At 39.1% G+C, this 21,035-nt stretch carries 20 protein-coding genes and 1 pseudogene; 18 read left to right on the top strand and 3 right to left on the bottom strand.

Annotated features, from left to right (window positions below; translation table 11 throughout):
- Positions 1 to 108 precede the first annotated feature (108 nt).
- The 4 genes from J7E77_RS16865 (at position 109) to J7E77_RS16850 (ending at position 3,235) form a co-directional block, all read left to right on the top strand.
- Positions 109 to 1,002 (top strand): LysR family transcriptional regulator, encoded by an 894-nt coding sequence (locus J7E77_RS16865; RefSeq protein WP_214715868.1) that lies wholly within the window; start codon positions 109 to 111, stop codon positions 1,000 to 1,002.
- 282 nt (positions 1,003 to 1,284) lie between these two features.
- Positions 1,285 to 1,506, top strand: coding sequence for a YdbC family protein (locus tag J7E77_RS16860; RefSeq protein WP_214715867.1), 222 nt, complete (start codon positions 1,285 to 1,287; stop codon positions 1,504 to 1,506).
- A gap of 179 nt (positions 1,507 to 1,685) precedes the next feature.
- A complete protein-coding gene (gene glsA / locus J7E77_RS16855) occupies positions 1,686 to 2,615 on the top strand; it encodes a glutaminase A (RefSeq protein ID WP_214715866.1) in 930 nt (309 codons plus the stop codon).
- Between the two features lie 353 nt (positions 2,616 to 2,968).
- Positions 2,969 to 3,235 (top strand): M14 family zinc carboxypeptidase, encoded by a 267-nt coding sequence (locus J7E77_RS16850; protein WP_251026617.1) that lies wholly within the window; start codon positions 2,969 to 2,971, stop codon positions 3,233 to 3,235.
- A gap of 69 nt (positions 3,236 to 3,304) precedes the next feature.
- Here the strand turns inward: J7E77_RS16850 and J7E77_RS31215 are convergent, their stop codons facing one another.
- Positions 3,305 to 3,430 (bottom strand): hypothetical protein, encoded by a 126-nt coding sequence (locus tag J7E77_RS31215; RefSeq protein ID WP_285290592.1) that lies wholly within the window; start codon positions 3,428 to 3,430, stop codon positions 3,305 to 3,307.
- A gap of 491 nt (positions 3,431 to 3,921) precedes the next feature.
- Between J7E77_RS31215 and J7E77_RS16845 the strand changes: the two genes are divergently transcribed.
- From J7E77_RS16845 to J7E77_RS16820, 6 genes are read left to right on the top strand one after another with little or no spacing between them, the layout of a single operon-like run.
- Positions 3,922 to 5,025, top strand: a complete 1,104-nt coding sequence (locus J7E77_RS16845) for an amidohydrolase/deacetylase family metallohydrolase (RefSeq protein WP_214715865.1) — start codon at positions 3,922 to 3,924, stop codon at positions 5,023 to 5,025.
- Positions 5,003 to 6,112 (top strand): DgaE family pyridoxal phosphate-dependent ammonia lyase, encoded by a 1,110-nt coding sequence (locus J7E77_RS16840; RefSeq protein ID WP_214715864.1) that lies wholly within the window; start codon positions 5,003 to 5,005, stop codon positions 6,110 to 6,112. The genes J7E77_RS16845 and J7E77_RS16840 overlap by 23 nt, the downstream gene beginning before the upstream one ends.
- The gene (gene dagF / locus J7E77_RS16835) at positions 6,109 to 6,864 is read left to right on the top strand and encodes a 2-dehydro-3-deoxy-phosphogluconate aldolase (RefSeq protein WP_214715862.1); all 756 of its coding nucleotides are present in this window, start codon (positions 6,109 to 6,111) and stop codon (positions 6,862 to 6,864) included. Before J7E77_RS16840 ends, dagF begins: the two co-directional genes overlap by 4 nt.
- Positions 6,857 to 7,870 carry a sugar kinase gene (locus J7E77_RS16830; RefSeq protein ID WP_214715860.1) on the top strand — a complete coding sequence of 338 codons (1,014 nt, stop codon included), beginning with the start codon at positions 6,857 to 6,859 and terminating at the stop codon, positions 7,868 to 7,870. The genes dagF and J7E77_RS16830 overlap by 8 nt, the downstream gene beginning before the upstream one ends.
- Before the next feature lie 15 nt (positions 7,871 to 7,885).
- Positions 7,886 to 8,608 carry a GntR family transcriptional regulator gene (locus J7E77_RS16825; RefSeq protein WP_214715859.1) on the top strand — a complete coding sequence of 241 codons (723 nt, stop codon included), beginning with the start codon at positions 7,886 to 7,888 and terminating at the stop codon, positions 8,606 to 8,608.
- Between the two features lie 52 nt (positions 8,609 to 8,660).
- Positions 8,661 to 9,986: a GntP family permease gene (locus J7E77_RS16820; protein WP_214715858.1), complete on the top strand. Its 1,326-nt coding sequence runs from the start codon at positions 8,661 to 8,663 to the stop codon at positions 9,984 to 9,986.
- Positions 9,987 to 10,093: 107 nt separating this feature from the next.
- Here J7E77_RS16820 and J7E77_RS16815 read toward each other — a convergent pair.
- Positions 10,094 to 10,315 (bottom strand): annotated as a pseudogene (locus tag J7E77_RS16815) (ROK family protein); the annotation flags it as partial.
- A gap of 93 nt (positions 10,316 to 10,408) precedes the next feature.
- Entirely contained in the window at positions 10,409 to 11,197 is a 789-nt protein-coding gene (locus J7E77_RS16810) for a histidinol-phosphatase HisJ family protein (protein WP_214715855.1), read from the bottom strand.
- A gap of 191 nt (positions 11,198 to 11,388) precedes the next feature.
- On the opposite strand from J7E77_RS16810, the gene J7E77_RS16805 reads away from it, so the two are divergent.
- The 8 genes from J7E77_RS16805 (at position 11,389) to J7E77_RS16770 (ending at position 20,983) form a co-directional block, all read left to right on the top strand.
- On the top strand, positions 11,389 to 13,452 hold the full coding sequence (locus J7E77_RS16805) for a BglG family transcription antiterminator (protein ID WP_214715854.1): 2,064 nt from the start codon (positions 11,389 to 11,391) through the stop codon (positions 13,450 to 13,452).
- Positions 13,453 to 13,481: 29 nt separating this feature from the next.
- A complete protein-coding gene (locus J7E77_RS16800) occupies positions 13,482 to 13,763 on the top strand; it encodes a PTS sugar transporter subunit IIB (RefSeq protein WP_214715853.1) in 282 nt (93 codons plus the stop codon).
- A gap of 28 nt (positions 13,764 to 13,791) precedes the next feature.
- Positions 13,792 to 15,168: a PTS ascorbate transporter subunit IIC gene (locus J7E77_RS16795; protein WP_214715852.1), complete on the top strand. Its 1,377-nt coding sequence runs from the start codon at positions 13,792 to 13,794 to the stop codon at positions 15,166 to 15,168.
- 65 nt (positions 15,169 to 15,233) lie between these two features.
- Positions 15,234 to 16,079, top strand: a complete 846-nt coding sequence (locus J7E77_RS16790) for a transketolase (protein WP_214715851.1) — start codon at positions 15,234 to 15,236, stop codon at positions 16,077 to 16,079.
- Positions 16,076 to 17,032 (top strand): transketolase family protein, encoded by a 957-nt coding sequence (locus J7E77_RS16785; RefSeq protein WP_214715850.1) that lies wholly within the window; start codon positions 16,076 to 16,078, stop codon positions 17,030 to 17,032. The genes J7E77_RS16790 and J7E77_RS16785 overlap by 4 nt, the downstream gene beginning before the upstream one ends.
- Positions 17,033 to 17,332: 300 nt before the next feature.
- Positions 17,333 to 18,187: a helix-turn-helix domain-containing protein gene (locus J7E77_RS30650; RefSeq protein ID WP_251026618.1), complete on the top strand. Its 855-nt coding sequence runs from the start codon at positions 17,333 to 17,335 to the stop codon at positions 18,185 to 18,187.
- A gap of 310 nt (positions 18,188 to 18,497) precedes the next feature.
- Entirely contained in the window at positions 18,498 to 18,986 is a 489-nt protein-coding gene (locus J7E77_RS16775; protein ID WP_214715849.1) for a peptide ABC transporter substrate-binding protein, read from the top strand.
- Between the two features lie 494 nt (positions 18,987 to 19,480).
- Complete coding sequence (locus tag J7E77_RS16770; RefSeq protein ID WP_214715900.1) at positions 19,481 to 20,983, top strand: malate:quinone oxidoreductase; 1,503 nt, start codon at positions 19,481 to 19,483, stop codon at positions 20,981 to 20,983.
- Positions 20,984 to 21,035: the final 52 nt, after the last annotated feature.

Here is a 21,035-nt window from a genome sequence, read left to right as displayed (position 1 = left end):
GTATAAGTAAAATGAATATTATGAATTGAATACATGGGAAATTTTCATGTAAATCTATCTCAAGAATAAATACGTGCCCCGTATTTTAGATAAATTAAGGAGGAAACCATGTCGCTTTTTCAATTTGAAGTATTTCTTAAGGTTGTAGACACTGGAAATTTTACGAAGGCTGGCGGAAATTTAGGACTCACACAATCTGGTGTCAGTCATAATATATCTGCTTTGGAGTCAGAACTGGGGATTATTCTTTTAAATAGAGGCAGAAATGGAGTTTCATTGACGGATGCAGGAAAACGGATTATTGGACATATGAGAAATATAGTTTCAGAGTCGGAACAGATTAAACAAAAGACGGCTGCTATTCTTGGGATAGAAATGGGTAAAATCAAGATAGGAAGTTTTCCAAGCACTTCAGCTAAATTATTGCCTGGCATTATATCTTATTTCAAAAGCAGGTATGAAGGGATTGAGTTGGAGCTATATGAGGGGAGCTATGACGAAATTACTGAATGGGTAGAAAATGGAGTTATTGATATTGGATTTGTATCGTTGCCGGTTAAAAGGTTGGAGACGATTCCTCTTTTAAAAGATAAATTAGTTGTGCTAGTACCTAGCGATCACCCTTTCCGTGAACATAAGTCCTTAACCATAGAGCAGTTATCGCAGGAACCCTTTATCATGCCAAAGGCAGGCTGTGAGGTGCTGGTCAAGGAAAGGTTTCAATCAAATGGATTACAGCCTAATATTCATTTTGAGGTGGAAGATAATCAAACCATAATTTCAATGGTTCAAGAAGGACTGGGGCTAACAGTGATTCCTCAATTAACATTACCAAATTGGTTAACGCAAGTTTCTACTGTTGAACTTGTTCCTGAAACCTATCGTACTATTGGATTAGCAGTAAAGTCTAGGAAGGATTGTACGCCTGCTGTAAAAGAATTCATAATTGCCTCGCAGAAATTTGTGAAAACAAATAGCGAAAATAACAAACCCTATCTCTAGGATTACAAAGTTCCTAGGACAGAGGAAGTGGTAATTATGGTATATACTTTAGTGCAAAGTTGGGAACCAGCATTTCCCTCCAACCATAATTTCAAAAGTAATTTTATAAATACCACTCTTTTAAAAAAAAAATTTTTCGATGGAGGGATTAGGCAACTATTGTGGTGTACTGCCTAATTGGGGGAGCTCGGGTCCAGAGCAAAGAAAATTTAAAAATGAAATATTTGAGCATTGATGAACAGAATGACTAAAGAAATAATGATGAATTGGAGGCCAAGGATGATGGCTGAAATTAAATTTGAAATAAAAGAGACTATTGGGGCAATTTCAAAGTCCCCAAAAGGCTGGAGCAAAGAACTAAATCTGATTAGTTGGAACGGAAAAGAGCCCAAATATGATTTACGTGAATGGGCACCGGACCATGAGAAAATGGGAAAAGGTGTTACATTGACGGTTGAAGAGCTAAAGTCGTTAAGGGATTTGTTGAATGGGATGGGGTTATAATTAGCACAGGAATTGGGGCCATTAGCTATATATGAGGTGGCCCCTTCTTTATTCATTAAAGATCGTTAAAATAGTTCTACTTGAGTTTGGTTACATAGCGGGTTCATGTGAACATTTTTGTTTTTTTCTAATGGAATGCTCGCCCTATCATTCGCCCATACTACTATGGGTGATGGATAATGCCATGTCAAAAAAGTGACGATTTACGGCGATTAGTGGAAGATGCAAAAAGATATACAAAAGATGGCAAGGTTGCAGACTATATTCCCGAGCTGGCTAAAGCAAATCCAGGTGATTTGTCTATTGCTATTAATTATCCTGACGGAAGATGTATCTCAGCGGGGGATATTGATAAAAAGATTACGCTCCAAAGTATCTCAAAGGTAATAAGCTTAGCTCTTGTTTTAATGGAAAGAGGTTTTCGTTATGTATTTGAACGGGTTGGGATGGAGCCTACTGGAGATCCGTTTAATTCTATTGCCAAATTAGAAACAATGGCACCAGCTAAACCATTAAACCCGATGATCAATGCAGGGGCACTTGTGGTGACTCATATGATTAAAGGGGATTCAGTAGAGGATCGGTTTAATCGGTTATTAGGCTTTATCCGGGAATTGTCCGGCGACCCTTCGGTTGGATATAGTGAGAAGGTAGCCCGATCCGAATTTGAATCTGCTGATTTAAACCGGGCATTATGTTATTTTCTCAAACAGCATAAAATCATCACTGAAGATGTTGAAACATTATTGGATTTATACACAAAACAGTGTGCTGTCGAAATGAATTGTTTGGATTTAGCGAGAATCGGCATGATTTTTGCGATGGATGGAGTGGATCCTCTTAACGGAAAACGGTTTATGCCCGACGATGTAGCAAGAATTTGCAAAACTTTTATGGTTACCTGCGGAATGTATAATGCATCGGGCGAATTCGCCATAAAAATAGGTATTCCGGCTAAAAGTGGTGTATCAGGCGGAATCATGGGGGCTGTTCCTGGTAAATTTGGAATTGGAATTTTCGGGCCTGCATTGGATGAAAAAGGGAACAGTGTTGCTGGACTTAAACTTTTGGAACTTTTATCAAGAAATTATCAACTGAGTATGTTTTAAGGTAGAGCTGAAGTAATGGAAGCTGTCAGAAAATACAATTGTTATATGACGGATTTTATTAAATGTCTAGTGGATTACCGGTATTATATCGAATGGTCAAAGACTCCTGACCCAAACCTGCCATTGTTCCCTCAAATGGGAATATGTCTAATAAATGAAGTGTATCAAAAAGGACCAGGTTTGGTCCTTTTCCTTTTTATTATTATCAATAACAAGGGACAAGTTAAATTTATAATTGATACATGCAAGTTGTTTTGAAACTATGCTACCATATATCTGTGTTGCTCTACCGTATAGCATGGACACATTATGAAGCCATGAAATACTTAAATGAAATGAAAGGAAACTATTACATGAATTTCCAATCTGTTGTTGCTAATGTTCCTGATTATAAAGCTTTTCTGACTATAGATGAAATGGATGAGAGCTGCAGGAAGCTTGCTAATGAGTTTCCCGATCTCGTTACCGTATTTGAGGCTGGAAAATCTCGAAAGGGACATTCGATTTTATGTATGAAAATTGGAGATGGTCCAAAGAATGCTTTATGCTTTGCCTGTCCTCACCCTAATGAACCTATTGGTGCCATGACACTCGAGTACTTTACGATGGTTCCATTGTAAGCTATGTAATAGGCACTTCTAATAATAATCCGTTGGTGTTTAAACTTCGGGCGTGACAGGCATGGAAATTCATTTTAAGTCGAGAGAATTAGTAAATATCTTCTTTTCCTCCATCCATTTTTTCAACTCCTCGATATGGTTAGCATCTTCTTTCGTAAAGCCAAGTACATAATTATTTCTTTCAAGATCCTTCAATACACCATCCTCTGGCAGTCTCAATTGTTCAAATTCAAGTTTTGCGGTTTCCTCTTTATGATTTTCGACATACTGATCCCCTTCATTAAGAGCTTTTAATGCATTTTCAACTACTTTAGGATTTTTTTGATGTTGGCGTGGTCACGGAAGAAAAAGTTATCATTCTATAATTGTGAAAAAAAGAAAAAATATGTAATGAATCTGCGGTTCTAAATATATAAGGTTGGTTTAAAAATTTACCAATAAAAGATGTACCAAAAGTACCTTTTGGGGCATTTTTTGTGCTTGTATTTGCTTTTATTAAGAAATGAGTAATGAATTATAAGTTCGAAAAGATTATATAGAAGGTATAAAATAGATTAAACATTATAACGTTATATTGACTGGAATGAAAATACGTGGTAACCTACTCTTGTAAGAAAAACAAAAGAGGTAGATGTAATCGTATACAAGTACCCATTTTATTAGGTTTACCGAAAAGGATGAGGGAAATGAAAGATTGTTTTGTATTACAGAATGTAAAACTAGTCAATGGAAATTCTGTAGACATCAAAGTAGAAAATAAAAAAATCCAAAACATTGTTCCGGCGGGAACTGGAAATGGCGGGGAGGCAATTGACTTTAATCATAAAGTAATTGTTTCCAGCGGCTGGATTGATATGCATGTCCATGCCTTTCCAGAATTTAATCCATATGGGGATGAAGTGGATGAGATTGGCTATAAAACAGGAGTAACAACGATTGTTGATGCCGGCAGTACTGGCGCTGATCGTTTGCCTGACTTAGTTAACAGCTTTAAAAAGTCGAAAACGAATGTTTTTGCCTTTTTAAATATTTCACGAATTGGCCTTAAGAGAATCGATGAGCTATCCGACCTTTCATGGCTGGATGAGGATGCATTAAAAGAGGCCATAGCCAAACACAAAGATTTTATTGTTGGACTGAAAGCGAGAATTAGTAAAAGTGTCGTAGGTCCAAATGGAGTAGAACCATTAAAAGTGGCCCGTAAATTTTCAAAGGACACTGAGTTGCCGCTGATGGTTCATATTGGTTCAGGACCGCCGGATATTAATGATGTCCTCGATTTACTTGAGAAAAAGGACATTATCACCCATTACTTAAATGGGAAAGCCAATAATTTATTTGATGAAGATGGAAAACCTCTTCCGAAGCTGCTGGATGCCATTAAACGGGGAGTACATTTGGATGTTGGCCATGGAAATGCAAGCTTCTCTTTCCAAATGGCAGAGCAGGCGAAGGAGTATGGTATTCACTTCGATACGATCAGCACGGATATCTATCGGAAAAATCGCTTGCACGGTCCAGTTTATAGTATGGCCAGTGTACTATCTAAATTTTTGTATTTAGGATATCCCTTAAAAGAGGTCATTGATGCCGTTACAGTTAAAGCGGCAGACTGGTTGAATAAGCCGGCACTCGGAAGAATTTCAGCGGGAGATTTAGCTAACCTCACATTATTTTCTATAGAGGATGAAGTGACTCAGTTGATGGATTCTGAAGGAGAAGAACGAACAGCAGAGCAGAATATTGTCGTAAAAGGAGTGGTAATCAATGGAGAATACATTGAATGCTAAATATGGTTTGAAAAGGGTTATCAATGCAAGCGGCCGGATGAGTATTTTAGGTGTTTCGGCTCCAACAGACACCGTAATGGAAGCCATGAAAATAGGCGGGCAAAATTATGTTGAAATCGCTGATTTAGTCGATAAAGCAGGACAGCATATCGCTCGGCTGCTTCAATCAGAGGCAGCGGTTGTCGTGAACTCAGCATCGAGTGGAATCGCTCTTTCGGTAGCAGCAATCGTGACTGAAGGAAACAGACGAAGAAGCGAAAGACTTCATCAAGAAACGATTCAAAAAAATGAAATCATCATGCTGAAGGGCCATAACGTTCAATACGGGGCTCCGGTGGAAACGATGGTTTTTCTCGGCGGCGGAAAATTAGTGGAAGTCGGTTATGCCAATGAGGGCAAAGCGGAGCACATTGCGGATGCCATTACTGAAAATACGGCGGCGATTCTTTTCGTCAAATCCCACCACGCTGTTCAAAAAAATATGATTTCGGTTGAAGAAGCATGGGAAGTGGCGCAAGCGAATCATGTTCCATTGATTGTCGATGCAGCTGCAGAGGAAGATTTGAAGAAATATGTACAAGTTTCTGATTTAGCGATATACAGCGGCTCGAAGGCGATTGAAGGTCCAACATCCGGGATCGTTGCCGGAAAACAAAAATATATCGATTGGGTAAAGGTTCAATTGCACTGCACCGGCAGAAGCATGAAGGTCGGTAAAGAAACAACCTTTGGACTTTTGCAGGCATTGGATGAGTATTTTGTCAAGATCGACAATAGCGAAAAGGAAAAAGCCAGTCTGGCAGTTCTCAAATCACTTGAATCCATTGAGGGTGTAAAGGTAACGATTGTACAGGATGAAGCTGGCCGTGCCATTTTCAGAGGTCGTATTCAAATTGATCCGGCTGTGACGAAAACAACTGCGAGGGAAGTAAATGACAAGCTAAGAAATGGTGAAATTGCAATCTATACCCGTGATTACGGAATTCGACAAGGCTTTTTCGATCTTGATCCACGTCCATTACAGGGTGACGATCTATACGTAATTGAAGCCCAATTAAGAGCGATTTTAGGAGGAAGCGAACAATGACAAACATTGAAAAACGTTTTTATCACAACCGTGTTGCATTGAATGTTCTAGCTAATAGCATTGAAAATGCAGTCGAAGTTTTTGAAGCGGCGGAAGGTCATGTACTAGTTGGGGTGCTTTCCAAGGATTATCCTACGGTAGAGGCTGCTGTGACAGCGATGAAGGAATACGGGGCAGCGATTGATGAAGCCGTATCAATTGGCCTTGGCGCTGGGGATAATAAACAAGCAGCAGTGGTAGCGGAAATCGCCAAATACTATCCGGGAAGTCATATCAATCAAGTGTTTCCGGCGGTTGGGGCAACACGTGCCAATTTAGGCGAGAATGATAGCTGGATTAATTCTCTTGTATCTCCAACAGGAAAAGTAGGCTATGTGAATATTTCCACTGGTCCTGTAAGTGCAGCAGCGGGAGAAACAGCGATTGTTCCCATTAAAGCGGCGATTGCATTGGTGCGGGATATGGGTGGAAATGCTTTGAAATACTTCCCTATGAAGGGATTAAAGTATGTGGAAGAGTTCCGTGCAGTTGCGAAAGCTTGCGGTGAAGAAGGGTTTGCGTTAGAGCCAACTGGCGGAATTGATTTAGCTAATTTTGAGACCATTCTAGAAATCGCCATGGAAGCAAAAGTGCCTAAAATTATTCCTCATGTTTATTCTTCTATTATTAATAAAGAAACTGGAAAAACAAACCCGGAAGATGTGAGGACACTACTCGCCATTACAAAAAAATTGGTTGAAAAACATGCCTGAAAAAATTGTTGCATTCGGTGAAGTAATGATGCGTTTGCAGGTGCCGGGATATGAATTACTGACTCAAGCTAACACATTACAATACTCTTTTTCAGGCACGGGAGTAAACGTTGCTTCTGCGATGACCAAGCTAGGCTATGATGGCTATCTTGTGACGAAATTACCAGAGAATCCTTTAGGTGATGCAGCCATTTCTTTCTTACAGCGATTGGGAATCAATCGGAAATTTGTTTCTAGAGGCGGAAAATATCTAGGGTTGTATTTTTTAGAAAATGGTTTTGGACAGCGGGCGAGCCGGGTTACCTATACCAATCGCCTGGAAAGCAGCTTTAATACCGCTCATGTTTCGGATTACGATCTGGATTTGATTGCCGAACAAACAGATATTATTCACTTTTGCGGTATTACGCTTGCCATGACCGATGGTGTTCGTGCTAGTATGAAAGAGCTGGCTAAAAAGCTAAAAGAAAAAGGCGGATTGGTTTGTTTCGATTGTAATTACCGCCCTTCCTTATGGGAGGGAGGGTACAGTGGGGCGAAACCTCATTATGAAGACATGCTGGCTTTGGCTGATATCGTCATGATGAATGAAAAAGATGCGATGTATATTTTAGGAATGGAGACAGCAGAAACCTCCCGGGAGGAACAGCTGAAAGACCTCATTCCTAAGGTGGCAAAACACTTCGATATTCAAACGATTGCGGGAACACACCGAGGGATTAATAGTGATAACACCCATTCTATACGGGGATATTTGTATAAAGATGGGCAGTTTCACTTCTCAGAAAAGATTTCTTTTTCCGTGTATGATCGAATTGGAGCCGGAGATGCTTTTACTAGCGGGATTTTACATGGGGAGCTGGCGGGATTTTCACCTGAGAAAACAGTCCGGTTTGCAGCTGCAGCAGGAATGTTGGCCTGCACCATTGTTGGCGATACCCCGATGTCGACGGAAGATGAGATCTTGTCCGCCATGGCCGGAACCATTGATGATATAAAGAGATGAAGGAGCGAGTAGGGAATGAATGTGAATCGAAAAAAGGGACCTATGTATTTACAAATAAAAGAAATATTGAAGGATCGTATTTTACATGGTGTTTATGCAATTCACACGAACATTCCCTCCGAGCCTCAATTAGAAGAAGAATTTAATGTAAGCAAAATTACTGTACGGAATGCCATTAAAGAACTGGCTCAAGAAGGATATCTGGAGAAGAAAAGTGGTAAAGGAACAAAGGTCATTGCGAATGTATCGTCTGCGAAGCTTTCAAAAGGGAAACGCTTTACGGAACTATTAGTAGAAGAAGGCCACCACATCACCAAAAAGGTGTTAAATATTAAAAAGGCTGAATTGTCTCCGGACTCGGAACTTTATTCTTTATTTGGAAGCCATTGTGTCCAAATTGAACGACTCTACTTATTGGACAACGAGCCCTATATTCATTTCACTCATTACATCTTATTAGACATAAGTGAGGAAGAATTAGAGGATGTCAATTTCGGATCTTTGTACCGCTTTTTAGAAGAGCAAAACATTAGACTGGAATCATTCCGAGATGAGTTTGCCGTTTCGATTGCACCTAGTCATGTTAGTGAAAGATTAAACGTAGAAAAAGACACAGTGGTGTTAAAAAGAATTCGTCGTTCCAGTGATGATGAAGGAAATGTATTGGAATATAGCGTGGGTTACTATAATACAGGTAAACAAAATTATATTGTTAATTATAATGATTCCATTCAGTAACCCATTTTTTTGAATAGTATGTAAGCGATTTCTTAGGGGAGAGTGAGGAAATATGAGTTTATATTTAATAGGTATTACGTTGGCAGCCATTGTAATCGTAATTTTAGGAGTATCGTGGTGGAAATGGCATGCATTTATTAGTTTAACTGTCGCCGGCCTGTTTCTAGCTGTTTTTTCTGGCGTACCAATGGACAAGATTGTCACAGCCTATGAAACGGGAGTGGGCGCTGTCCTTGGACATCTAATTGGAATTTTAGCGTTGGGAACCATCTTAGGTAAAATGATGTCTGACTCAGGTGCGGGCATGCAAGTAGCCGATTTCTTTATCAAAAAATTCGGTGTGAAATACCTGCCATGGGCGATGCTTCTTTCTGGTTTTATTATTGGGATTCCTGTGTTTTTTGAGGTTGGTCTAGTAATCTTGCTGCCCTTGGTTATTTCGATTCGCAAATCTACTAAACAAAACATTCTATTAATTGGTATCCCGGTGCTTGCCGGATTGTCGATTGTGCACGGATTAGTTCCTCCGCATCCTGGTGCGATGACAGCGATTGGCATTTATAATGCAAACTTAGGACATGTAATGCTTTATTCATTAATTATTGCTTTTCCAACGGCCGTCATTGCCGGACCTTTATTTTCAAAATGGATTCAAAAACGGGTAACTCCTGTTGGAGAACCGGAATTAATCCGCGTGGTGACAAAGTCAAGCGGATTACCAAGTATAGCGATTTCGTTTTTCATTATCTTGCTGCCTGTTTTATTAATAATGTTAACGGTAATTGCCCCATATCTTTCACTGCCAGGTGCTATTGAAAAATTTCTATTGCTTATTGGCAGCCCGGTTATTGCTTTACTAATTTCATGTTTTGCAGCCTATTTCTTCTTGGGCTACCGCCAGGGTATGGATAGGACATTAATTAAAAAATTAACGGAAGAATGTTTATTACCATTAGCTTCGATTATTCTCATTATTGGGGCAGGCGGTGCGTTCAAGCAAATTCTAATTGAAAGCGGTGTAGGGACAGCGATTGCAGCAATGTCCGAGCAAATGTCCTTATCACCGATTGTCCTAGCCTTCCTAGTTGCGGGATTAATCCGAGTCGCTACCGGTTCAGCAACTGTTGCGCTAACAACCGCAGCCGGAATTGTTTCTCCAGTAGTGGAGCATATGTCAGGTGTTAACCTCGAATTATTAGTTATTGCTACTGGTGCAGGTTCATTAATGCTTTCACATGTTAATGATGCAGGCTTCTGGTTGGTAAAAGAATATATGGGATTGACTGTTAAAGAAACATTCAAGACATGGACAGTTATGGAAACGCTCCTTTCTTTTGTCGCCTTTATCCTAGTTTTAATTTTAGATGTATTTGTTTAAGGTCATAAATTTTACTTGGTTTTTAATTGAATACCATAAAAATTAGGGAGTTCCATTAAACAGGAACTCCCTATTCTGTTTGCAAGGCATGTTCATTAACTAGGCGGGGTGATAGAGCCGTATCCGGCACTTTCTCGGTTAATATCTATTGGTCCAAATGACCCCACTCCAATAGCCTTAAGCTCGTAGGACTTAAAAAATCCAATCACCTGTGACATCGTTTCCTCAGGGACAGTCGTTGGTACCTGAATTTGCTTGATCATTTTGCCTGTTTCATCTCCCACAGCACAAACAAACTTCGTACCGCCCGCTTCAACTGCACCAAACATCACAATACCCCCAACACAAGAATAAAAATACTTAACCACCTATTTGATTATACTAAAAAATTCAATGTTTTTGGTATCAATTGGAATATGTGTTTATATTTTTACCGGTATCGGCTTTCTTTTTTCAAATTTACAAATATAGTTAAATCCACAATCCTTCGCTAAAGAAAGCGCATCTGTGAGGTTGGCACCAACAGACTCAGCGGTGTGAGAGTCTGAACCAATCGTTACAATTTCACCGCCTAGCTGTTTATACAGTTGGATGATTTCGACCGATGGTAATGTCTGTTTTAATCCCGTTCTAAGTCCAGAGGTATTAATCTCAATTCCTATATTTCTATCAATCGCTTTTTTCAATATTTGCTCGATGATTTCTTGATATTCATGAAAATCATAAAGGCTATGTTCTTTATAGGCATACCGTTTCATTAAATCGAAATGGGCGAGGATATCTATATCCGCTGTTGAAATCATATGATATAGTTCATTAAAATACCGTTCATAGGCGGTTGGATGATCTTCTTTGAGGGCCAGACGAAGCTTCTGGTTGTTGAGATTATGGACGGAGCCCAGGATGAAATCTAAATCTAGTGGTTGTAGTATTTCATCATATTGATCTTTTAAAAGATGAGGCTCACAAAGTTCAATTCCGGCTTTTAGGGTTAATTGGCCTTTAAATTGTTCCTGACAAAACCAAATCTCATTTAAATATTTTTCAAAAACCATGTGTCCGTAGGTTGGCGCAAGCGGATTAACGGAGAAATGCTCGGTAAAGCAAATTTCTTGAATCTCGTTTTCAACTGCTTTTTTACATACTTCTACCATACTAGCGGTGGAATCAAAGGAATGATTGGTGTGATGATGATAATCCATTAAAAACATACTCTTTTCACCTGCTCTTTTTTTAAAACTACTATAGTGAATATATTCACAATTGTCCATCATGAGACAATGATTTGTCTGATTGGGAGATGAGAACAATTTTGTCAGATTATTCAAACAGTAATTATTCCCAATCACCCAACAGCTTGAAAGCGTTTTATTATATGATTATTTCAGGAGGTAGAGACCCGATGATGATTGATAAACGTCCCGCACTTTTACTGAAACATCTTTTAAAAGTGAAGAATACCACCATGAATCAGGTCATGGATCAAACTCAATTAACCAAGCGGCAGATTTCCTATGATTTGGAGAAAGTCAATCATTGGTTGAAAGAGCGAGCACTTCCAGCGATTCCTTACAGGGGACATCACTATATTGTCATGCCGGAAGAGGTAGTCGACTTTTTTCGAAAACAACAAATAGAAGAGAAGGAACGCGATTTTATTTTAACAGAAGAGGAACGTTTGATCTTCATCTACCTTTACCTTTTTATCAGGCAAGAGCCGATTTCATCGGTCCATTTAACCCAGCTGTTACAGGTAAGTAAGAACACAGTTATATCAGACGTGAAAAAGGCAAATGAAAGGAACCTGTCCTTCCTGGTTGAAATACGCTACTCCAGGCAAAAGGGCTACCATCTATCAGGTGCAGAGTCAGATAAGCGGGTACTTGTCCAGCACCATTTAGCTGAGTTGATACGCATTCCGTATTATAAAGAACTGATCAATCATTTAGTAAGTGATCGAACGGAACAAATCCCATTGAATACGATTCAACATACGCTTACGGAAATGGAAAAGCTGTTCGATCTTCATTTTGTCGAGGAACGATTACACCAATTTACGTATTTTCTCGTTTTCTACTATTATCGTCAACGAGAAAGAAAGTTTGTTAGGTTTCATCATGATGAAATCGAATTATTGAAAAAAGAACATATGTGGCAGGTGGCAAAATCATTATTTCATTCGCTTCAGTTTGAGGAAGATGAAAATGAGCTAGGTTATTTCACCACCCAATTGCTGGGTCTGTCTTTAGGGAACCGCTTCGTTCATGACGGAGACTGGGACTTACTTTTTAAATTATGTGAACAGCTTGTCTTTGATTTTGAAAATAAAGCAGCGATTGCTTTCGAAAAAAAGAACGATGTCATCAACACCTTGTATCAGCATTTTAAGCCAGCTTATTTTCGAATGAAATATCGGATTCCGATTACGAATCCGTTGCTCGACCAAATCCAGCGAGAACATCATGTGCTCTATACGATTGTCAAAGAATTGCTTCAGCCGATTGGATCACTATTAAGTATCAGAATTCCAGAAGAAGAAATTGGTTTTATCACGATTCATTTTGGAGCATTGCTGGAAAAGCCGAAGCAGGTCGTACCGAAAAAGAAACGAGCGATTGTCGTTTGTCCAAGTGGGATTAGCTCATCCTTGATGGTAAAACACCTGTTGGAATCGCTTTTTTCCGAAATCATCGTCGAAAAAACATTGTCCTTGCAAGGATATCAGAGGGAGAATGTGGATCAATATGATCTTCTTTTTTCAACGGTAGAGCTCGAGTCGAAGCTGCCATGCTTTTATGTAAAGCCGATTATGACACCAACGGAAAAGAACAGCTTGGTCAATGAAGTGTATCATCATCTTTTTGGGATTCAATACCATGACACCTCGACAAAAGAGTTGATTCAAACGATTCAGCGCTATGCCAATGTTTATGATGAAAAAGGCTTAACCCATGCTTTAAATCAACTAACCTTTCACAAAAAGGTAGATATTCAGAGGGGGAATCAACCAGTGTTAAGCGATTTACTGAAAGAGAATACGATTCAAATTGTTGGACAGCTTTCTAATTGGGAGCAGGCTGTAAAAGTAGCAGCCAATCCGCTGCTAGAGTCAGGGGCTATTGAGTCATCCTACATCGATGCGATGATTACCAATATCAAGACGTTAGGTCCATATGTTGTCATTGGTCCAGAAGTCGCCATTCCACATGCACGACCTGAATCAGGAGTTAATCAAGTAGGGATGAGCTTTTTAAAGCTCGATGAGCCGGTCTATTTTTTAAATGATGAAAAGTATCCTGTCCGCTTAATATTTTGTATTGCGGCCATCGATAATACAACACACCTTAAGGCGTTATCTCAATTAACGAAGCTTCTCAGTGAGAACAATAATGTTGGGCTTTTAAAAGAACTAGAGACAACAGAAATTATTCTTGAATTATTTGAGCGTTATTCAGTAGTGGTTTAATTTTTAATTTATTATAGGGGGAATTTCAAATGAAAATATTAGCCGTTTGTGGTTCAGGTTTAGGAAGCAGCTTTATGTTGGAGATGAATGTGCAACAAATCCTTGGTGAGTTAGGCGTTAGCGGAATTGAAGTCGAGCATTCTGACCTTAGCTCTGCGACTCCGGATTCAGCTGATCTTTTTATCGCAGCAAAGGATATTGCAGAAGGGATGGGTCATTTAGGAGAGGTTGTCGTGATTGAGAGCATTATCGATATGGACGGTCTTCGCAGTAAATTGAAGGACGTGCTTCAACAAAAAGGATTGCTTTAATAACTGGAAACTATGAGGAGGTAATACTATGGGCGAAAGAATTCTTAAATTATTGATGGATATTTTGAGTACGCCAGCTGTTCTAGTTGCGTTAATATCACTAGTTGGTCTTGTTATTTTGAAAAAGCCGGCAAGTGATATTGTGAAGGGAACAACGAAAACGTTCTTAGGCTTTCTCGTTATTTCTGCAGGTGCTGGAATTATCGTTGGATCGCTTGAACCCTTCGGAAAAATGTTTGAAGAAGCTTTTAACGTAAACGGGGTTGTACCAAATAACGAGGCGATTGTTGCGATGGCATTAACCAAGTATGGCAGTGCTACAGCTTTTATCATGTTCTTTGGGATGTTAGCGAATATCTTAATTGCTCGTTTTACTAGATTAAAATATATTTTCTTAACGGGTCATCATACTTTATACATGGCATGTATGCTTGCAGTTATCTTAGTTGTTTCTGGTTTAAAAGGAGTACCACTGATTATTGTTGGTTCCCTTGCTTTAGGTTTAATCATGGCTGTTTTCCCTGCAATTTGTCAGCCGTTTATGAGAAAAATTACGGGTAACGACAACGTAGGTTTTGGCCACTTTTCAAGCTTAGGTTATGTATTGTCTGCTCTTGTCGGGAAAGTAGTTGGTAAGGGATCACGTTCTACAGAAGATATTAAGTTTCCTAAAGGTCTAGGATTTTTGCGTGATAGTTCTGTAACGATTTCATTAACGATGGTCATCCTTTATGTGATTATTGCTCTTTTTGCAGGCCCATCTTATGTTGAAAAAGAATTAAGTGGCGGCACTCATTATATTGTTTTCTCTATTATTCAAGGTGTTACGTTTGCAGCAGGGGTTTTCGTTATCCTTTCAGGTGTTCGACTTGTGTTAGCTGAAATTGTTCCGGCCTTTAAAGGGATTTCTACTAAACTAGTTCCAAACTCTAAGCCGGCTCTTGACTGTCCAATTGTATTCCCATATGCACCAAATGCAGTTTTAATCGGGTTCTTCTGCAGCTTCCTTGGCGGTATCGTCGGAATGGCCATCCTTGGGTTTGCAGGAGCAGTGATTATCTTACCTGGTGTTGTTCCACATTTCTTCACAGGTGCAACGGCTGGAGTATTTGGTAATGCAACAGGCGGTGTTCGCGGTGCGACGATTGGATCGTTTGCCAATGGTTTGTTGATTACCTTCCTTCCTGTATTCTTAATGCCAGTACTTGGCGATCTTGGTTTTGCAAGTACAACATTCTCTGATGCGGACTTTGCAGCTTCCGGAATTCTTCTTGGAAATATTGCAAATTCCCTTGGTGCAACAGGTGTTAGTGTTACCGTTGTTGGTCTTGTCGTCTTGACAGTTGTATATGGTTTTTTCAAAAAAAATAAAACTACAGCTGATTCACAACAAGTAGGAGCATAGGACATTGGGGGTGTTTCACAAACTGAATCACCCCCAACTTTTGAGTAAAAAAAGGAGGAAAGAAAATGGATTTGCAAAAAGTAGATGCGTTTCGTGATGAGATTCGGCTTAAGACATTAAAAGAATTGTATCATCTCGGTTTTGGGCATTACGGCGGCAGCTTATCAATTATTGAAGTATTGGCGGTTTTATATGGTGAAGTGATGAAGGTGAATCCACAAGATCCAAAATGGGAGAATCGTGATTACTTCATTCTATCAAAAGGTCATGGCGGGCCTGGTCTTTATGCGACGTTAGCGGCAAAAGGCTACTTTCCTGAAGAAGTTCTCTATACTTTAAATCAAAACGGAACCACCCTTCCTTCTCATCCCGATAAGAATTTAACACCTGGTGTGGATATGACAACGGGATCCTTAGGGCAGGGAATCTCCGCGGCTGTTGGTGTCGCTCTGTCTCATAAACTATCAAATAAGGATAATTATACGTATTGTATCGTCGGTGATGGAGAATTGAACGAAGGGCAGTGCTGGGAGGCAGCGCAATTCGCGGCACACCATAAGCTGAATCATCTCTTTGTATTTATTGATGACAATAAAAAGCAGCTAGACGGTCCAACGAAGGATATTATTGACCCACTTGACTTTGTGGAGAAGTTTAAAGCGTTTGGTTTTTACACACTGCAAGTCGACGGTCGTTCCTTAGAACAAATATATGAAGCGATTGAAGAGGGAAAACGTCAGTCAGAGAAGCCGATTGCAATTATTTTGGATACCGTTAAAGGGCAAGGGGTTCCCTATTTAGAAGAAAAGGCTGATAACCATCATATCCGTCCTAGTGAAGAGGATGAAGCTGCCATTAAGCGTGCAATTGCAGAATTGGAAAACAAACTTGGAAAGGTTGTGTCAGTATGATTGAAACACCATCCAAAAGCTATGAACTAGAAAAAGTGGAAATGCGGCAAATGTATGCAAATACGTTGGTTGAATTGGCGAAGGGCAATCCCAATGTGATCGCATTAGAGGCTGATTTAATGAGTGCTATCTCTACAAATAAAATTGTTAAGCAGATTCCAACGCAAATTATTAACAGCGGGATTATGGAAGCCAATATGATGGGAGTGGCTGCAGGTCTATCGCTGACAGGGAAGATTCCTTACGTCCATACCTTCGGTCAGTTCGCTACAAGAAGGACCTTTGACCAGCTTTTCGTTTCAGGCGTCTATGCGAAAACCAACATTAAGATTTTGGGATCTGATGCGGGTGTAACAGCCGAGCATAACGGCGGCACCCATATGGCCTTCGAAGATCTTGGTCTTGTTCGCCTCCTTCCTAATGCTACGGTGTATGAAGTGAGTGATTCCACCATGCTTCGTTACTTGCTTCGAAAAATTGAAAAAGAGTACGGTATCCATTACATCCGTACGATCCGCAAAAATGCAACTAAGCTTTACGATGAGAATGAAGTTTTTCAAGATGGTAAAGGAAAGGTTCTCCGTGAAGGCGCCGACGTTACCATTATCTCAAGCGGCATTATGGTAGCGGAATCCTTAAAAGCGGCAGATTTGCTTTACGAGGATGGAATCGAAGCTACTGTCATTGATATGTTCTCGATTAAACCTATTGATAAAGACTTAATTGTCAAGTATGCGTCGAAAACAAAAGCAGTCGTAACCGCCGAAAACCACAACGTCATTGGCGGGCTAGGCAGCGCAGTAGCCGAAGTCCTAAGCGAACACTGCCCAACCAAAATGAGACGCATTGGAGTAAAAGAACAATTCGGCCAAGTCGGCAAACTCGAATACCTAAAAGAATTCTACAAACTAACCCAGAAAGACATAGCAGCAGCCGCCAAAGAATTACTATAAAAAGAAAAAGGGTGCCGATAAAATAATATGGTACCTATAGATAGGACACTTGAAAAAGAGTGTTCCATCTATAGGTACTTTTTTATATACTTAAGTCTTATGAATATGAGGATTAGGGGAACGACTATGAGCAAAATAATTTTTTCAACTAGAGAAATAAAAATACTTCAAAAAAACCCAAATGTACAACGTGTAAGCAGTTTAACTATTACATATACAGATGTATTTAAAAATAGATTGATGGATGAATAACTGGCTGGTAAACTCCCTAGGCAAATCTTTGAGGAGAATGGCTTTGATATGAACATTTTAGGCATGAAGCGGATTGAACAATCTGCATATAGGTGGAAAAAAGCTTATGAAAAAGATGGGTTAATTGGACTCTCAGATGCACGGAAAACAGACACCGGCAGGCCTTTAAAACGAGAACTTTCTCAAGCAGAAATTATCGAGAGACAGGAAGCAAGAATTAAGTTACTGGAAGGTGATGAACCGGAAAATTCTTTACATATTTCCAAGTCGTTTAGTCAATTTGAAAGACTCCAAAAACTCTCAAACGAAAATCAATTATTATTAACGACCCATTGGTATGGTTCGCTTCCGGTAACAGACACAGGAAATGTTCAATATATTGAACGTAAAGAGGGTAAGAGAATTAAAATAAACTCTTATGATTTAAATAATTATTTTGAAAAGAGAGGCTCTTTACCAGAGGATATAATTATAAAAAGTTACTTTGAGCTTACTTCTTCAATATTAAGTTCAATGAGGGCTGATGGTACGAATTGGATAATATGTGAAGGCAGCGATGATAAACTTTATTTAGAGTATTACCTAAAGGATATAAATAATTTAAAAATATTTGCAGTTGGTGGATGTGGAAATGTTGTAAAATTGTATCAATATCTTTTTGCTCCTTTTGGAGAAAAAGGTGAAATTAAAGCATTAAATAGTAAAGTGCTTTGTTTAATAGATACAGATGATGTCCTAAAAACCATCAATATGCCTTGTGAAGTAAGAGATAAAGTAAGAATAGCAAGAATGCAATACGATAGAAAGCAAAATATTGAGCTACAAAGATTAAACCCAACAGGATTATTTACCCCTACTGAGATGGAGGATTGTCTTAACCCTGAAATTTTATATACTCATTAGCACAATCTATAAATCAATATGGAAATTCAAATCAGCGGGATGCCCTAGTGCACTTATCATTTAATACGGAAATGAAAGCTTCATTTATTAAAGGAGAAGACCAATCAATAATTAAACCTATTGATACTTCAAAATACTGTCGCACAAGACTTATATAAAAAATGTGGATTTATTGATGAAGGTGAACGATGGGGAACAAAGGGGAACTTATCATCATGAGTTATCATTTGTAGGTTTTAGAAGTTTCTTTAAAAAGGAACTCCAAATCCAAAAAAGCCCTAGTATTAGTTAATGAAAGGGGGGCATAAAATTGAAAATTAAATTTGCTTCCATTCTAATGATCATATCGCTCTTTCTCACTGCTTGTAACCTTGGAGTAAAACCGGAGGAACATTTAGGAGAAATATACAGCGTTGCGTTGGACGCAATCATGGAAAAAGACGAGGCATTGAGTAGTGAAATGAAATTTATTGCTATTGATATGAGCAATTTCGACGATGGATTAAGTAAAAAGGATAAAAAAGAAATTATGAACTTTTTCAAAGATAAATATAAAGTTGATGTAATGGATGCCACTTTTGATGAACTGAAAGAAAAAGGATACTACAATGCAGATAAAATGACTTTGGATGGTGTACTCCTTAGACTAGAGAAAATGGATTTTAAACTAAATAACAATGTTTTCTTTGAAGGTTCTAAATATAGGTCAGGATTAGGTGCAATTGGTGTAGAAGGTACTGTCCACTACAAAGATGGTAATTGGCAAATGAAAGAGTCGAAGGAGACCTGGATAAGCTAATTATTGAAGTGTACGAATTAATTTGGTATATATGGGGGGAGGAACTAAATTCAACAGATGTGTATAGGACCCATTAGGTTTCTTGTGAACTAGGACTTCCAACAAAGCCCCTCCCTTGTCCTTTTCCTCAATTCTACGATTTCCTCTCCCCTATTAGAACTATTAATGAGAATACTAGTTACTTTTGATATTAAAAGGAAAAAACATCTTTCATCCAATCCAGCTACTAAAAAAAATTTAATGACTAATACAAAAAGTAGACCATTGCAACTTTGGTCTATTTTGGTTACGTGTGTTCCTAGGACTCATAAAAGGATTCTCACTTTTTACCGGCTTTTAAATAATTTGAAATTATCATATAATATAAGTATATAAATCTATAAACAACATTTTTACACTATAAATGGTTATAATTAAGATAGAAAAGGTGTGTGACTAGGTCGCGCTTAGGTTAGTGTGACGTCTAGCCAAATTTTAGGGGAAGGTTGATGAAAATGAACAACATAGAAACTAAAACAGACGTCATTTTAATTGGCGCCGGAATCATGAGTGCGACTTTAGGGACACTCTTAAAAGAATTAGTACCGGAATGTGAAATTTCTGTGTTTGAGAAGCTCGCTAACGCAGGAGAGGAAAGCTCTAACGAGTGGAATAATGCGGGTACGGGGCATGCGGCACTATGTGAACTTAACTACACAGTCGAAAAACCTGATGGATCTTTAGATATTAGTAAAGCAATAAAAATTAATGAACAGTTTCAGGTTTCCATGCAGTTTTGGTCTTATCTTGTAAACAGCAAGCTGATGAATAATCCACAGGATTTTATCAGACAACTGCCTCATATGAGTTTAGTACAAGGGGAACAAAATGTTACGTTTTTAAAGAAACGTTTTGAAGCTATGTCAAACAATCCTCTATTTCAAGGGATGGAATTTTCGGATGACCATGATAAACTGACGGAATGGATTCCGCTTATCATGGAAGGCCGTAAAGTGAATGAACCGATAGCGGCAACTAAAATGGACGCTGGAACGGATGTCAACTTTGGTGCCCTAACACGGATGTTGTTTGATCACTTAGAGAGTAAAAATGTCAATATAAACTACAAACATAGTGTTAATAATATTAAACGTACGAGCGACGGCTTGTGGGAATTGAAAGTGCAGAATCTCGATAGCGGTACGGTCGAACGCCATACGGCAAAATTCGTCTTTATTGGAGGCGGGGGAGGAAGTCTGCATTTACTGCAAAAATCCGGTATTCCTGAAGGAAAACATATTGGAGGATTCCCGGTAAGCGGAATATTTATGGTGTGCAATAATCCGAATGTTGTAGAGCAGAATCATGCAAAAATATACGGCAAAGCTAAGGTTGGTGCTCCGCCAATGTCTGTTCCGCATCTTGACACAAGATTTATCGACAATAAAAAATCGTTGCTATTTGGACCATTTGCCGGCTTTTCACCAAAGTTCTTAAAAACTGGTTCAATGTTTGATTTAGTAACTTCTGTAAATCCAGATAATATCTTAACTATGCTGGCGGCAGGCGTAAAAGAGATGTCATTGACAAAATACTTGATTCAGCAAGTTATGTTATCGAAAGAACAACGCATGGAGGAGTTACGTGAGTTTGTCCCGAACGCCAAAAGCGAGGATTGGGATTTAGTAGTAGCAGGCCAACGTGTGCAAGTTATCAAGGATACTGAAGCTGGCGGCAAAGGAACGCTTCAATTTGGTACGGAAGTGATTACTGCTGCTGATGGCTCGATCGCAGCACTACTAGGCGCTTCTCCGGGTGCTTCTACTGCCGTGCACGTTATGCTTGAAGTAATCAAAAAATGCTTCCCGCAACATATGAATAGGTTGGAACCGAAAATCAAAGAAATGATTCCTTCTTATGGCATGTCGCTAATGGAAAACCCCGAGCTTCTGCACGAAATTCATACATCAACAGCAAAGACGCTTGGTCTAAGCGAAAAAGAGTTGGTCTTTAGTTAGACCCTTGGATGTAGAATCCAAGGTTGCTAGTGAATAGATTCACTCAATCGTT

It is taken from the genome of Bacillus sp. ISL-77 (genome assembly GCF_018613105.1).
The sequence above is the reverse complement of the archived record's forward strand: the minus strand, read 5'-3'. Positions and strand labels throughout refer to the sequence as shown.

Excerpts from the sequence above, each read along its gene's own strand:
- J7E77_RS16865 (WP_214715868.1), top strand. The coding sequence starts at position 109 with ATGTCGCTTTTTCAATTTGAAGTATTTCTTAAGGTTGTAGACACTGGA.
- J7E77_RS16860 (WP_214715867.1), top strand. The coding sequence starts at position 1,285 with ATGGCTGAAATTAAATTTGAAATAAAAGAGACTATTGGGGCAATTTCA.
- glsA (WP_214715866.1), top strand. The coding sequence starts at position 1,686 with ATGCCATGTCAAAAAAGTGACGATTTACGGCGATTAGTGGAAGATGCA.
- J7E77_RS16850 (WP_251026617.1), top strand. The coding sequence starts at position 2,969 with ATGAATTTCCAATCTGTTGTTGCTAATGTTCCTGATTATAAAGCTTTT.
- J7E77_RS16845 (WP_214715865.1), top strand. The coding sequence starts at position 3,922 with ATGAAAGATTGTTTTGTATTACAGAATGTAAAACTAGTCAATGGAAAT.
- J7E77_RS16840 (WP_214715864.1), top strand. The coding sequence starts at position 5,003 with ATGGAGAATACATTGAATGCTAAATATGGTTTGAAAAGGGTTATCAAT.
- dagF (WP_214715862.1), top strand. The coding sequence starts at position 6,109 with ATGACAAACATTGAAAAACGTTTTTATCACAACCGTGTTGCATTGAAT.
- J7E77_RS16830 (WP_214715860.1), top strand. The coding sequence starts at position 6,857 with ATGCCTGAAAAAATTGTTGCATTCGGTGAAGTAATGATGCGTTTGCAG.
- J7E77_RS16825 (WP_214715859.1), top strand. The coding sequence starts at position 7,886 with ATGAATGTGAATCGAAAAAAGGGACCTATGTATTTACAAATAAAAGAA.
- J7E77_RS16820 (WP_214715858.1), top strand. The coding sequence starts at position 8,661 with ATGAGTTTATATTTAATAGGTATTACGTTGGCAGCCATTGTAATCGTA.
- J7E77_RS16810 (WP_214715855.1), bottom strand. The coding sequence starts at position 11,197 with ATGTTTTTAATGGATTATCATCATCACACCAATCATTCCTTTGATTCC.
- J7E77_RS16805 (WP_214715854.1), top strand. The coding sequence starts at position 11,389 with ATGATGATTGATAAACGTCCCGCACTTTTACTGAAACATCTTTTAAAA.
- J7E77_RS16800 (WP_214715853.1), top strand. The coding sequence starts at position 13,482 with ATGAAAATATTAGCCGTTTGTGGTTCAGGTTTAGGAAGCAGCTTTATG.
- J7E77_RS16795 (WP_214715852.1), top strand. The coding sequence starts at position 13,792 with ATGGGCGAAAGAATTCTTAAATTATTGATGGATATTTTGAGTACGCCA.
- J7E77_RS16790 (WP_214715851.1), top strand. The coding sequence starts at position 15,234 with ATGGATTTGCAAAAAGTAGATGCGTTTCGTGATGAGATTCGGCTTAAG.
- J7E77_RS16785 (WP_214715850.1), top strand. The coding sequence starts at position 16,076 with ATGATTGAAACACCATCCAAAAGCTATGAACTAGAAAAAGTGGAAATG.
- J7E77_RS30650 (WP_251026618.1), top strand. The coding sequence starts at position 17,333 with ATGAACATTTTAGGCATGAAGCGGATTGAACAATCTGCATATAGGTGG.
- J7E77_RS16770 (WP_214715900.1), top strand. The coding sequence starts at position 19,481 with ATGAACAACATAGAAACTAAAACAGACGTCATTTTAATTGGCGCCGGA.